The organism is Sphingobacterium sp. UBA1498, assembly GCF_002325125.1.
In the GTDB taxonomy this organism is placed as follows: Bacteria; Bacteroidota; Bacteroidia; order Sphingobacteriales; family Sphingobacteriaceae; genus Sphingobacterium.
This window is the reverse complement of the sequence record NZ_DCRG01000022.1, coordinates 80,693-94,151: the sequence shown is the minus strand read 5'-3', so window position 1 is coordinate 94,151 and position 13,459 is coordinate 80,693. Positions and strand designations below refer to the sequence as shown.

Annotated in this window: 10 protein-coding genes; all 10 read right to left on the bottom strand. The window is 41.2% G+C overall.

From position 1 onward, the window contains the following. Positions 1-3 precede the first annotated feature (3 nt). Positions 4-1,311, bottom strand: coding sequence for a bifunctional folylpolyglutamate synthase/dihydrofolate synthase (locus B3139_RS13205; protein WP_293883823.1), 1,308 nt, complete (start codon positions 1,309-1,311; stop codon positions 4-6). An 11-nt stretch (positions 1,312-1,322) separates the two neighbouring features. Then, entirely contained in the window at positions 1,323-2,150 is an 828-nt protein-coding gene (locus B3139_RS13200; protein WP_209580580.1) for an energy transducer TonB, read from the bottom strand. Between the two features lie 58 nt (positions 2,151-2,208). Next, on the bottom strand, positions 2,209-2,619 hold the full coding sequence (locus B3139_RS13195) for an ExbD/TolR family protein (RefSeq protein WP_209580579.1): 411 nt from the start codon (positions 2,617-2,619) through the stop codon (positions 2,209-2,211). Beyond that, complete coding sequence (locus B3139_RS13190) at positions 2,619-3,326, bottom strand: MotA/TolQ/ExbB proton channel family protein (RefSeq protein WP_209580578.1); 708 nt, start codon at positions 3,324-3,326, stop codon at positions 2,619-2,621. The genes B3139_RS13195 and B3139_RS13190 overlap by 1 nt, the downstream gene beginning before the upstream one ends. A 25-nt stretch (positions 3,327-3,351) precedes the next feature. After that, positions 3,352-4,779: an SPOR domain-containing protein gene (locus tag B3139_RS13185; RefSeq protein ID WP_293883817.1), complete on the bottom strand. Its 1,428-nt coding sequence runs from the start codon at positions 4,777-4,779 to the stop codon at positions 3,352-3,354. 40 nt (positions 4,780-4,819) lie between these two features. After that, positions 4,820-6,562: a TonB-dependent receptor gene (locus B3139_RS13180; protein WP_293883815.1), complete on the bottom strand. Its 1,743-nt coding sequence runs from the start codon at positions 6,560-6,562 to the stop codon at positions 4,820-4,822. A gap of 6 nt (positions 6,563-6,568) precedes the next feature. Next, positions 6,569-9,607 (bottom strand): tetratricopeptide repeat protein, encoded by a 3,039-nt coding sequence (locus tag B3139_RS13175; RefSeq protein ID WP_293883813.1) that lies wholly within the window; start codon positions 9,605-9,607, stop codon positions 6,569-6,571. A gap of 332 nt (positions 9,608-9,939) precedes the next feature. Then, on the bottom strand, positions 9,940-10,878 hold the full coding sequence (locus B3139_RS13170) for an aspartate carbamoyltransferase catalytic subunit (protein ID WP_293883811.1): 939 nt from the start codon (positions 10,876-10,878) through the stop codon (positions 9,940-9,942). A 93-nt stretch (positions 10,879-10,971) separates the two neighbouring features. Then, positions 10,972-11,535 carry a bifunctional pyr operon transcriptional regulator/uracil phosphoribosyltransferase PyrR gene (gene pyrR, locus B3139_RS13165; RefSeq protein WP_209580570.1) on the bottom strand — a complete coding sequence of 188 codons (564 nt, stop codon included), beginning with the start codon at positions 11,533-11,535 and terminating at the stop codon, positions 10,972-10,974. A gap of 247 nt (positions 11,536-11,782) precedes the next feature. Then, positions 11,783-13,180, bottom strand: coding sequence for an APC family permease (locus B3139_RS13160; RefSeq protein ID WP_293883809.1), 1,398 nt, complete (start codon positions 13,178-13,180; stop codon positions 11,783-11,785). Positions 13,181-13,459 lie beyond the last annotated feature (279 nt).

The following is a 13,459-nucleotide window of genomic DNA, read 5'->3' as shown; positions in this document are numbered from 1 at the left end:
TTCTTATTGTTCAGTGGACAGGCCAGCAAGCACTTCCGCAACAACAAAATTACTTCCACCAACAAAAATAAGATTGCCCTGCTGATAAGCATTTTTTGCTGCATCAAATGCGGCCGCGACACTCGGAAAGTCCAACCCTTTTAATCCAAATCCAAGAGCTTCTTTACGCAATTCACTGGCTAGCAGCGCACGCGGCATATCCGGAGCAGAGAAATAATAAATTGCGTCTTTGGGCAAATGGGGGAGCATATGTGTTAAGTCCTTATCGCGCATCGCCCCGATGACAAAGTGAAGCTGATCATAGTTTGTAGTCGCCAGGTTTTTCAACACTTCATGAATTCCGTCTTCGTTGTGTCCCGTATCACAGATAACAAAAGGTTCTTTAGACAACTGTTGCCAACGGCCTTGGATCCCTGTGGTCGTTTGTACTTTCATCAAGGCTTCATGAACGTGATGATCACTGATCTCAAAGCCCTGCTTACGCAATTCATCAACAGCACACAAGACACCAGCAAGATTCTTCACCTGGTAAGAACCTTTCAGATCCAGCTGATATGATGATGAATGGCCAGAAGAATCGATAGTTTGCACTGTCAGATAGTCTTGATCTACCCCCAACATTTTTGTCCGATATGTGTCGGAAGCAAATTGTATGGGAGCCTCCTCAAGTGCTGCTTTTTTCAAAAATACAGCAGCTGTCTCTTCGGCATACTCCGAAATGATCACGGGCGTATCTCTTTTGATAATACCTGCTTTTTCGCCTGCAATTTCCGCCAGCGTATTACCGAGGAGATTCATGTGATCAAACCCAATATTGGTAATCACCGACAATAACGGGTGAATAATATTGGTGCTATCCAAACGTCCGCCAAGGCCAACTTCAATAACGGCGATATCAACTTTCTTTTTCTCAAAATAATCGAAAGCCATCGCTACAGTAATTTCAAAAAAAGAAGGCGCTACTTGTTCGATCATCTTGCGATGCGCATGAACAAAATCAACAACAAATTCTTTGTCACATAACTGGCCATTGACGCGGATACGTTCACGAAAATCCAGTAAATGAGGAGAAGTATAGAGGCCCGTCTTATAACCTGCTTCTGCTAAGATAGCGGCTAGCATATGGGAGGTAGATCCCTTTCCATTTGTTCCGGCAATATGCAATGTTTTGAATTTTTGCTGTGGATTAGCTAACGCAGCGCAAAGTTTGATGGTATTGTCAAGGTCTTTTTTGAAGGCTGAGGCGCCATCCCTTGTAAACATAGGCAATCGAGTATACAGATACTCGATTGCCTCATTATAAGCATTCATGTGAATGATTTTTATCTTAATCTAAAATTGAATACAATCCGTCCTGTCTGCGAGTCTGGGGCATTCGGCAATTGATTCAACCGAGCACCTCTAACAGCACGCTCACATTTTTCCAATAGGGAAGGATCAGTAATTGTAGTTCCCTTCACACCAGCACGCGCATAGGTTATAATTCCCTGCTTGTTGACTCTGAACTCTACAGCGACCTTTCCCGCCTGCTGTCCATTGTCGTCGATACTTGGTCTTTGGGTGAAGCTGCGGTTTTCAATGGATAACATCATATTACCGTTTCCAGATCCCCCTTCGCCATAATTACTTGCCAAGGGATCTCCTAATTTGGAACCTTGATTACCCGGTGTTGTTCCTGTGCCGTCACCTGCTCCAGTACCGTTGTTTTTATTGCCTTTAAAAAGTGCTTTAGCATTCGCCTGTGGTGCTACCTCTTTGACTTCTTTGGTTGTTTCTGGTGCTTTTGACACCACTTTCTTCTCTGTCTTTGTAACCGCAGGAGCATCTTCCAGATCTTGAGTGACGACAGCCTTCTCAGCAACCTGTTGCGTTGGGGTCGGCGTCGGCGTTTCCACAGGATCGATACGGTCAGGACGCTCATTATTGGCATTCGGATCTACAGAAGGCTCTTCGACACTCATATAGTCATCCCCCATACCTTCTGGAGAAGTACCATAGTTGACAATAAGTCCTCCCATACCTATCATAGGAGGTTCTTCCGCCTTAAACACCACAAAAAAACCAATCAAGAGCAACGATGCCATGACCAGAGTCGATATCCCCAATGCCTTGGGGAAATTATTTTCTTCATGTTGAAGATGATATCTCATCGCATTAATCTCCTATATTAATAGCTGACCATTAAACTCAAAAAAAGTTTAATGGTGGTTACTTATCTTTTTTTGGCTCAGTTGCCAACACGACCTTCACTTTTAAGCGATTGGCTACATCCATCACTGAAATAACATTTTGGATAGGAACCGTATTATCGACGTAAAGCATAATTGTCAACTCCTCGCCGGCAGCCATTTGTGATTGAATTGCAGCTTCCAACCCTTCGATAGGAACTGGAGTTTTGTCAATAAAATAACCTAAATCTTTGGTAATCGAAACCGTAACGGTCTTTTTAGCAACAGATTGCTCTCCTGCGCTGGACTTTGGCAACAAGAGCTTAACGACCTGAGGATTAGACACTGCTGAGGCCAACAGGAAGAACAACATCAAGAAAAACATGATATCATTCAACGCTGAAGTATGAACCTCTGCAGATGGTTTATTTTTTCTACTTCGTAAATTCATTATCTTCCTGGTTCATCCAATAAATCAATAAATTCAACTGCATCAGTTTCCATACGCAAAATTAAACGCTCGACCATCATATTTAAAATATGGTAACCCAAGTAAGCTAAGATACCAACGGCAAGACCGGATGCAGATGACACCATTTTCACATATAAACCTCCTGACACAGAAGCGATATCAATACCACCTGCTAATTCAACCTCATGGAAAATCTTAATTACCCCAAAAATCGTACCCACGAAGCCCAGCATTGGAGCAATACCGGCAATGATACCCAGGATATTAATATTTTTCTCTAATTTGGCAACTTCCAGCTTACCTACATTTTCGATGGCACCTTCAATATCTTTGATAGGTCTACCTACACGCAATAAACCTTTTTGCAACATACGTCCCAATGCAGAGTTACTTGAGCGACACACCGCTAAGGCAGAATCCAGATTTCCCGACAGTACATTCGCTTTCACCTGCGACATTAAGCTATTATCGTATTTTGCGGCACGACGGATGGTTAGATAACGTTCAAAAAAGATTACCAATCCAATAAAAAACAACAATAGGATCGGAATCATAATCCATCCCCCTTTGATCATCATATCGATCAAACTCATGTTTTCTGTACTTGCAGCGGCAGGTAACGGTTGTTGCGCAGCTTGATTAAATGAATCCACAGCAGCTGTTGCTGTATCCTGTACTAATGACATAATTATTAATAGTTTTATATAGTTTCTATAATGTTTCTACCCAAGCCCCCTCAATCTTTTTCTCTACAGATTTCTTCGCGAGGTCTGCCTCGGATTTAGTCATGTAGGTATTTAAGATGATTTTCTTTCTATTTCTTTTAAATTTTCCCTCTACAGCGCGTGCTGTTTTGTAGCCCATTGCTCGCAGACGCTTGGCCTCCTGCTCCGCTTGCGCCATTGTCTTTGCGGAGCCTATAACCAATTGATATCTCGGCTGCGCCACGGGGATAGATTCTTTGATCACCGGGTTCGCGTCCAAAGCCGTCGGTTTGGCCGCTCCATTACTCGATGGTACAGTTGCTGTATTTTTAACAGAATCTTTCAAAGCGGTTGTAGCCAATGAATCGACTTTCTTTAAACTATCGGCTTGCAACGTATTGGACACTGTATCGGCAGGTATGATCGGTTTCGGTTGAATAAGCGTATCTGCCGTTTTTACAACAGGCTTGGTCGACCCGAATAACGAATCCTTCAACGCAGGATTGGTATAAACCACCGCAACAGCAACCATTGCCAGTACGATAATTCCAGTCATCCAATACCAAATCGCATTTGAATTACGTGGCTCCTCTTCATAGCTATTTGGTGCATATGTTGAGCTGGCATTAGCGGTCGCTATAGCACCGATTTCCTTGTTTGAATCTGTTTCTGCTTTTGGAGTAATAGATTGACTGTTATCAGCCACCATAGGTGCATCCACAAGTTCAGACTGCTGATCTTTGTCCTCCGTTACCGGAGATCCTTCAGTTTCGACATCGGTGCGATTGCTTGTTAATCCAGTCTCCTGCGCAGGCTCATCAACAACCGTACTCTTTACCGCTTCCAGTTCATCTGCCGCTTCAGCTTCCTCTTCGCTAACTTCTTCAACCACCACCGTTTCAGCTTCATCAGGCCTGTCTGGAATAGACTCCTCAACAAGCTCCTCTTGATGAGTGACTTCTACAATAGGCTCGTCTTCCAAAGCTGGTTCCGCAGGCTCGTCTTCACCTTCCAAAGGAGAAACAACTGTTTCAATCTCCGGTGCAACAAGGTTCGTTACCGGTTGGAAGTCGAACCCCGATAGATCCAACGGTTTGAATACTAAACTTGAACCGTAACTAATCAATAGGCCAAGATCATCCAGTTTAGCCTGTCCAAACTGACCCAAATCAGCTCGCAGACTATCAACAGCATCCGATAAAATCTGCTGCGCCTGACTTAGTCCCAAATTCTCCTGTTGCTGGATATAATGAACGATATTAAATCCATGCTGCGCAGAATAGTCAAGTTCGACATAGGAGATTGGCGGCAAAAATACATTATGCTGTTTATCGAACTGAGCCGGAGAATGAATTCGTTTGAACACACCTATTCCCGGCACGTATACTTCCGCATAACGTTTTAATAAACTATTGATGTTTTTGCCTAGATTCATTGCGCACTATTTTAAGATGCAAATTTATAATCTTAATTCGTTAAAACGAATAATTAAGACCACCAATTACATTAAAGCCCAATCGTGGGTAATACATATAACGTTCGTATTCTTTTCCAAAGATATTATTTGCTTTGACGAAAATACCAAATTGCTTTTTGACCCGATATTCTGCGCCTGCATTAAGATCAGCGAACGAAGCTATTGTTGCCTTATGACCACTGTCGGTAATCCGGCTGCCATCTGTATTATAATCATAGATATATGCATACGTGTTACCCTGAGTAGAAAGTTCAGCATCTACGAAAAGCTTATCAGAGATATTGAAACGCGCATTGGCCTGCATCCGGAATTTTGGCAATCCCCAAGCTTCCTCTTGATCGCTCAAATTATAATCGTCGATATACACCCTACCTCCTAGATTAACCAGTTGTGAAAGGCGCACATTAATTTCACCTTCAAATCCCATATGCTTCGCCTTATTGATCACGCCATCATAAACGACATCAAATGCCCAAGGAACATAACCATTTTGGGTATCACCAAATGCACTATTTTTAAATAAAGGCAGGCCCTCAATCTGTTTGTAGAATACCTTTACTTTATAACCAAAAGTTGCTCCGGCATTCCCTTTTAATCCCGCATAAATGTTCATTTTCTCGATCGAATTAATCATTTTAGCGTTCGGGGCCAAATAAGGATTTTCTTTCGCAAAGCTGCGGAAAGAAGCTTGCTTTACTCCCCCATTAATTCCGGCAAACAAAGAGATATATTCAGGTGCCAAAGCAAAATCAGCTTCTACTGAAGGAAAAATATTGAACCGTGAGCTATCACCAAATTCGGAAGTTAAATTTGCCCCCAAGGTAACGTTATAATTATCGCCTTTAAAACGAATATACGGATTGACTACGGCCAAATGATTCTTTACTTCAGCGCTATCTTTCACGTTGTTCATCGTCACGCTCACATTAGCACCGACATTAAATGCACTTAAACGCTTGTTCAGATAACCGGATAATGCAATTGAGTTTTCTTTGGCTTTGTAGGCATCTTTAAATAAATAGCCATCAACTTTCGCCGAGTAGCTGATCGCCTGTTCATTTTTGGGATCTACATTACTCGATAGTTCACCATTTAAATAGATATCAGTAAATGTCTGTTTATCTGGACTTGTATTTAACAATGTTGTTCCCGATTGATCAAAGGTCTGACCATAGAAATTTGTACCATAGCGATTGTAACCAAGCGTCCCCTTTACTGTTACCGCATCCAACACCCGGCGGCCAAAAATACCAATATCTTGTGTACTGAATTTCTGTACGTCAATATTACCCTTTTGGCTCAGATGCTTTGCAAATAAGCCGAATCGTGTATTTTCATACTGTTCAGAAGCTAAATAAGCCTCGCCCAATATACTGTTATAGTTACCGATACCCAACTTGACATAGTTGCTACTATGCTCAAAAGGTTGTGCAAAAGGAATCTCCTGCACATTTAACTGTTTCAACCCAGTATTGATATCCAATTTCTTATCCAAAATATTGTTGTAGGACAACTTGGGCTGGTATTCCCTTTTATTGGTCATATCCGGACTGCGGCGAATTTTCACAGCATCCGCAAGAATGGGTTTATAATCACGAACAACATCAAAAGAATCGATAGTGACCGGTTTTTCAGGATCATTCTTCTTGCCTGTTTCCTGTGCAAAAGAATTCAATCCCACGCCCATCAAAAGCGCTGCTAAAGTATATTTCTTCACGTTTCTATTTTGCAACTTCTTCATTATATCCTATTTCTTTTTGTTGTTCAATTTATTTAGACGTTCTTTTGCTGCAGGCAAAATATCGTCTTTCGCATCATAGTTATCCACAATTGATTCAAGCGTAGCTTTGGCCTGGAAGGTATCTCCTTTACCCGCATAAGCATCAGCCATCGTAATAAAGCTTTTCGCAACCCAATATTCGTACGAAGAGAAATTATCAGATAGATCCATTGCCGTTTTAATACAAGCATCATATTGTTTATTTTCCAATTGCAGCAGAGCAACATTGTATTTTGCTTCTGCCCCATAAACCGTACGGCTCTTCAATGCAGCTAAACTAAATTCTTTCATTGCTTCAGCTTTCTTATTTTGCTTCACGTAACATTTACCGGCATATAAGTAGGCATTTGCGATCTCCTCTTCCGAAGACTTTTCGTAATTTTTAACCGCATTGGTATAATTTAATGCTTCTTTATAATCTCCAATTTGATAATAAGAAACCATCAGGTTGTTGATTGCAAAACCATAGTTGGATTTGTATTCAGAAGTAAGCTCGAGCTTTTTCAATAACTGCGTAGCCTCATTATATTTCTTTTGTTTCAAATACAAATTAGACACAGAAATCAGCGTGCGCTCTGTATAAGGGGAAGTCCAGTCATTCAAAATAATATTGTAATCATGTAACGCATCCTCGGTATTTCCTATGGCCGCATTACTTTCGGCACGGATAAAACGCGCATATTTCTCTTGATTTGGTTTAGGGAATTTATCAAAGTACGCATTTACAGCTTCTACAGCGCCTTTGTAATTTCCTCTTGAAAATAAAGTTGTCGCGGTGGCGAATGAACGGGAATCTTGCTCTGATTTCGAAACATCACCAAGGTTGGTACCTGTTGCATATTTGATATAACCAGTCGCGTCGCCCTTGTCCAAATAGATATTTTCAATGGAGCGCATAGCCTGTCTGGCTTCGTCCGTCGAAGCATACTGATCGACCACACGTTGGAATGTTGCCAACGCAGCATCATTGTTATCTTGATTATACTGAACCAAACCAATCGTCACCAAAGCACGTGGTACATAACTGCTGCGCGGATATTTTTCCACCATAGTTTGGAGTCCGGCGATGGCCTGATCACTTTCTCCCATTAAGAAACGTGTATAAGGAATCTCAAAGGCAATATCGTCGGCATAATTAGAATTCGGAAATTGCGCAATAACAGCATTCAACGTAGCAATTTTACCGTTATTATCCCCTTGCAATCCTTGGATAATACCTCTTTGGAACAATGCGTAATCCTGACTAGGTGCTTTAGAAGAGATTAATTTATTATATTCTGTTAAAGCTCGGCCGTAATTTTTGGAAGAGAAGTACGAGTCACCCAAACGTGCGATGGCATCGTTACGTGTATTCATCTCTATACCCTTTGAGCCACCCGAGGCGAGAAAACGCTCGAAATAATTAGCGGCAGTATTATAATTACCATTACGGAAAGCAGCGTAGGCTAAAGCATAATTAGCATAACCATACACATCGGTTTTACTAGCTCCAGGCAAACGTAGAAATTTATTGAAATTGGTTACGGCTTCACCGTATTTACGAACTTCATACATCGCTTCTGCTTTCCAATACGTTGCTAAAGCATAAATTTCTTCATCATAACGAAACTGCTCAGAACGCATGAATAAGGAGATTGCATTTTCAAAAGCACGTTCGTTATAATATTCCAAACCCCTATAATAGGTTACTTTTTGATAGGCGGCGTTAGCCTCTTTCCCACGCTTAGGAATAGACTCCAAAATATCTACTGCCTCGCGGTAATTCTTTGTACTCAACAACACTTCAGCAAGGAGGGTTTTCGCTTCCTCCAAACGTTTCGATTTTGGATACGTTTTCAGATATTCCTGTGTCGAAGCCAATGCGACCTGGTGAAATTCTAATTCATATGAAAGCTTCGCATAGTTGAACAAGCCCTCTTCTTGCATCGCTGGATCAAAATCCAGTTTCGAAGCACGGAAAAATGCGTTACGCGCAGATTGCTTATTGCCTTTCTTCAAAAAGGCATCCCCCAGGGTAATCATCGCAGACTGATAATATGCATCTGGATCAGTCATCTTTTCCAATTCAGTGATCGCCTTATCATAATCTTTCAATTTATAAGCGATATAACCGATTTGGTAGCTATCCTGATTATTCTGTGTTTTACCTTGGTCTTGTGCCTGGAATTTATCGTAATACTCTTTGGACGTTTTTAAGTCGCCTTTGATAAAGTAGGTCGCCGCAACAATACGGAACATCTCTGTTTCATTTTCTTGCTTTGTACGCGACAAAATCGGCAATGCGTAATCCAGCACATCGTCGTAGCGTTTATCCAAGAAATATAAAGCAGTGATATAATAAGGGTAGCTATTTTCGAACTGCTTAGATCCATTGAGACGTTCAAATTCATTCAACGCCGTTTTATATTCGGCATCTAGGTAGGAAAGATAAGCGTAATAATAAATAGATGCCTCCTGAAATTCCGTTTTCTGATCTTTTAAACTTTCAAATAAAGGTTTTGCGGCCTTATAATCTTTCGTCATAAAGGAAGCATAACCATATTTAAAACGGTATTCTACATTCTCTTTACCCGCAAGATTTTTGCTGTCAATCTTGTTAAACCACTCTAGCGCTTTAACGTAGTCTTTTTTAGCATAGTAAGATTTACCGATCTGAAAGTAAGCTGCTTTGGCATTTGCACTCACAGGGAAATCTTTAATGTATTTCAAAAAACGATTTTCGGCATCAGACTCTCCCAATTCCAAGGCGCAAACAGCTTGATAATACCGGACATTTTCTTTCAATAAAGAAAGTTCTTCTGTCTCATCCAATTGCAAATTGGATTTTGTCCGCAAAGCTTCAACACGATCAAATTGCACTGAAGCGGCACTAAATTTTCCGCGTTCAAACAACTCCATCCCCGTTTTATACGCCTTGTTGATTTGTTGCCATTCTGTCTGTTGCGCTAATGCTGGCGTCGCCATAACGGTTAATGCAACTCCCACCTGGTAAATCTTCTTATACATAATATGTGAAACCTTAATATGTTATTTATCTGCAAATGTAAATGAATCTCCTCCCAAACCCTGATAAAATTGCCCTGAAACGCGAGTATAATGAACAATCCTTCCCTATTATAGGTTCCTAAGATCGCTTCAAATTTATCGAAATTCAATTCAAATCTCCACTGCTAAAGAGATAGTTTTATTCATTTTACTAAATTATACTTTAATTGAGCTATTTTACACAAAAGTTATTAACATCTGTGAATAATACTGTATTATAACGGAAATTTTGCACAAAAAATATGCCTGACAAAAAATAAAGTCAGGCATAATATTGTTAAAGCCGATTCCGACTATCCGCGTTGTCCTGCCAATAAGTACAACACAGCCATACGTACAGCAACACCATTTTCAACCTGATCCAAAATAATGGAATGTTCACTATCCGCAACGTCCGATGTGATTTCGACCCCACGGTTGATCGGTCCGGGGTGCATAATCGTGATAGGCTTGTCCAAAGAATCCAAAATCTCTTTATTCAGCCCATAAAGCATGGAGTATTCTCTTAATGAAGGGAAATAAGCGATATCTTGGCGTTCAAGCTGAATTCTTAACATATTTGCAACATCACACCAATTCAGCGCCTTCCTCAAGTCGTGCTCCACCTTTACACCCAGTGAAGCGATATGCTTCGGAATTAATGTCGTAGGTCCACAGACCATCACTTCCGCACCCTGCTTTTGAAGACATAAGATATTAGACAGCGCAACCCGTGAGTGGGTGATATCACCTACTATAGCAACTTTACGACCAGCCACATCGCCATAACGCTCGCGGATTGAAAAAGAGTCAAGTAGAGCTTGAGTAGGATGTTCATGAGCTCCGTCACCTGCATTGACAATCTGCGCATCAACATGCTTACTTAGAAATACCCCTGCTCCAGCATAAGGATGTCGCATCACAATCATATCAACCTTCATCGCAAGAATATTGTTGACGGTATCTATAAGCGTCTCTCCTTTACTTACTGAGGACGAAGATGCTGCAAAATTAACGATATCGGCAGAGAGTCTCTTTTCAGCAAGTTCAAAAGATAGGCGTGTTCGCGTAGAGTTTTCAAAAAAAACGTTGGCGATTGTAATATCCCGTAAGGAAGGAACCTTTTTAATCGGCCTGTTTAATACTTCTTTAAAATTACTTGCTGTATCCAGGATCAATTGGATGTCGTTTTCATTTAGATCTTTGATCCCCAATAAATGGCGGGTACTTAGTTGTTCTGCTGCAGATGACATTTTAGAGTATTCAAATATTTACTAATCATTTTCTATTGAAAGTGCTCGTTTCCGAAGGGCAAAAATAGCCCTTAGGACTTTGATACACTTCTATTAATCGCCAGCTGACGTCTTTTTTTCTGTAATCAGAATAATGCTATCCTGATCATCCGACTCTTTCCAGTTAACAATTACTTTTTGCGAATCAATTGAGTCGACCTGTATGCCGATATAATCAGGTTGAATAGGGATCTGTCTCGAGAATCTACGATCGACCAAAACAAGCAATTCTATTCTTTTTGCACGGCCAAAGGCCTGTACAGCATCCATTGCGGCACGAATAGTACGTCCTGTCCATAAGACGTCATCTATAAAAATGACCTCCTTACCTTCTACAATAAAATTGATATTTGTGCTATTTGCTAAGAGTGGACCAGCATTTCCTTTTGTGCGGAAGTCATCGCGGTAAAAGGTAATGTCCAAATCGCCAACTAAAATCTCTTTCCCGATCATTTGTTCGAGCTCTTTAACAATACGTCTCGCTAAGAAAGTTCCTCGGGGTTGAATACCTATGACGACAGCATTTGAAAAATCACCGTGATTCTCAATCAATTGACGACATAGTCTTTGAATTGTGATTTGAAATTTTGGTCCGTCTAATAAAATCGACTGTTTCATTATGGGAATGTTTGAGCAAAGCTACACTTTTTTTATAAAAATAACGCCATGAACGGCAATTAATTTCACTATTTGCATCCAACTGGGACACTACTAAAAAAGTGATTTAAACAAAGAATATCTTTCTTTCAGGAAAATATACAAGCCTATTACTCCAGCCTATCAACAGATTTTAGCGATCGAACATAACACTCACTAGCAACTATTTATGGAAAACCCCATAGCATAGACAGGTTATCTACGAAGATTATTCCTCTCGCTCGACAGGTTTATTGTTCCGTGCAAAAAAATACACAGGCAAACCGATCAATACAAGTATAAATCCAGGCCAGGTATATTGCGGTTTATAAATAATCAGTAACACACAAAAAACCGTACCTATCAAAAGATACAAGACTGGTGTAACCGGGAATAGGAAAGTCTTATAGGAGCGCTCTAAATCGGGTCTTCTAACACGCTGAATAATGACACCGAGTACCGTGATCATATAGAATATGACAATTACAAAGGATATCATATCCAGCAAATTCCCATACTGGCCACTTAAACAGAGTAATGAAGCCCAAATTCCCTGTAGCCACAATGATCTTGCCGGCACATCGTACTTGTTGTTGGGAATTGCCTGTTTCAAAAACAAACCATCTCTGGCCATGGTCTGAAAAACACGCGCTCCTGACAATGCAAGTCCGTTGACACAACCAAAGGTCGAGATCATAACTAAAATCGCCATCGCTATTGTACCACTATGGCCTAATATTTTCTCAGCGGCCGCAATCGCTACCCGATCATTAGCGGCAAAAGCGATCTCCTCTCTACTCAAAGCCGCCAGGTAGATGTAATTACAACTGATGTAGAGCAGCATGACCAAGCTTGTACCGATCACCAAGGCGCGTACGACATTACGCTGTGGGTTGACAATTTCGCCCGAAACAAAGGTTACATTTTCCCAGGCTACACTACTGAATACCGAACCGACCATCGCAGCAGCCAATGCTCCCATCAAAGCGCCGCCAGAGATCTGCGACCAGCCTGCGCCCTTTAAATTCTGGAAAGAATGCCAGCCGTAAGACATGTTTTCCGAAAAATGATTTTCTTTAATCAAAAACAAACCACCTAAAATCAACAAAATCAAAGCAATGATTTTTGCAGAAGTAAAAAAAGATTGAACAGTTTTTCCACTCTTAATTCCCCTCGTATTGATAAAGGTAAGCAGCATAATCACGCCCATTGCGAGAATCTGGATCCAGGTAATCCTAAATTCCCCACGCTGGAACAGTGGTGGAGCGTCATTCAACTGCGGGATAAGATAGGCTGTAAACTTACCAAAGGCCACAGCTACCGCTGCTATCGTCCCCGTCTGAATGACTGTAAATAAGCTCCAACCGTATAAAAAGCCGATAGGCTTCCCAAATATTGCTGTCAGATAGGTGTATTGCCCACCAGCCTTTGGATACATCGATGACAATTCGCCATAGCAGATTGCCGCTGCGACCGTTGCCAATGCCGTCAACAGCCACACGACCGCCAACCAATACCCAGATCCCAGCTGCCGCATCATATCGCTCGATACAATGAAAATACCACTCCCGATCATCGACCCCATGACCAGCATCACTGCATCCCACAATTTTAATTGACGTTTCATATACTATTTGTTAAGTATGATTTTCATTGGCAAAAGAACACCTTACATCCGGCATTCCGAATTACTTGCTTCATCATCGAGCACTCGACACCTTCTTAGATGACTACAAAGACAAGGCAATAGCTCCCAGGCTAGCCACATCTGTATGAGATGCTCTTCAAAGGGGGATATCCCCCTCATTCGGGCTGGTTTATGAGCCCTTAAGCTATGAAAAAATAATCAAAAAAAGCTGCCCTTTGCGACAATTTTCTATTTTGAATATCTGTAGCAAAGGGCAGC

Bases quoted from the DNA above. Each gene is read 5' to 3' on its own strand.
- B3139_RS13175 (WP_293883813.1), bottom strand. From the start codon at position 9,607: ATGTATAAGAAGATTTACCAGGTGGGAGTTGCATTAACCGTTATGGCG.
- B3139_RS13205 (WP_293883823.1), bottom strand. From the start codon at position 1,311: ATGAATGCTTATAATGAGGCAATCGAGTATCTGTATACTCGATTGCCT.
- B3139_RS13185 (WP_293883817.1), bottom strand. From the start codon at position 4,779: ATGAATCTAGGCAAAAACATCAATAGTTTATTAAAACGTTATGCGGAA.
- B3139_RS13180 (WP_293883815.1), bottom strand. From the start codon at position 6,562: ATGAAGAAGTTGCAAAATAGAAACGTGAAGAAATATACTTTAGCAGCG.
- B3139_RS13160 (WP_293883809.1), bottom strand. From the start codon at position 13,180: ATGAAACGTCAATTAAAATTGTGGGATGCAGTGATGCTGGTCATGGGG.
- B3139_RS13195 (WP_209580579.1), bottom strand. From the start codon at position 2,619: ATGAATTTACGAAGTAGAAAAAATAAACCATCTGCAGAGGTTCATACT.
- pyrR (WP_209580570.1), bottom strand. From the start codon at position 11,535: ATGAAACAGTCGATTTTATTAGACGGACCAAAATTTCAAATCACAATT.
- B3139_RS13190 (WP_209580578.1), bottom strand. From the start codon at position 3,326: ATGTCATTAGTACAGGATACAGCAACAGCTGCTGTGGATTCATTTAAT.
- B3139_RS13200 (WP_209580580.1), bottom strand. From the start codon at position 2,150: ATGAGATATCATCTTCAACATGAAGAAAATAATTTCCCCAAGGCATTG.
- B3139_RS13170 (WP_293883811.1), bottom strand. From the start codon at position 10,878: ATGTCATCTGCAGCAGAACAACTAAGTACCCGCCATTTATTGGGGATC.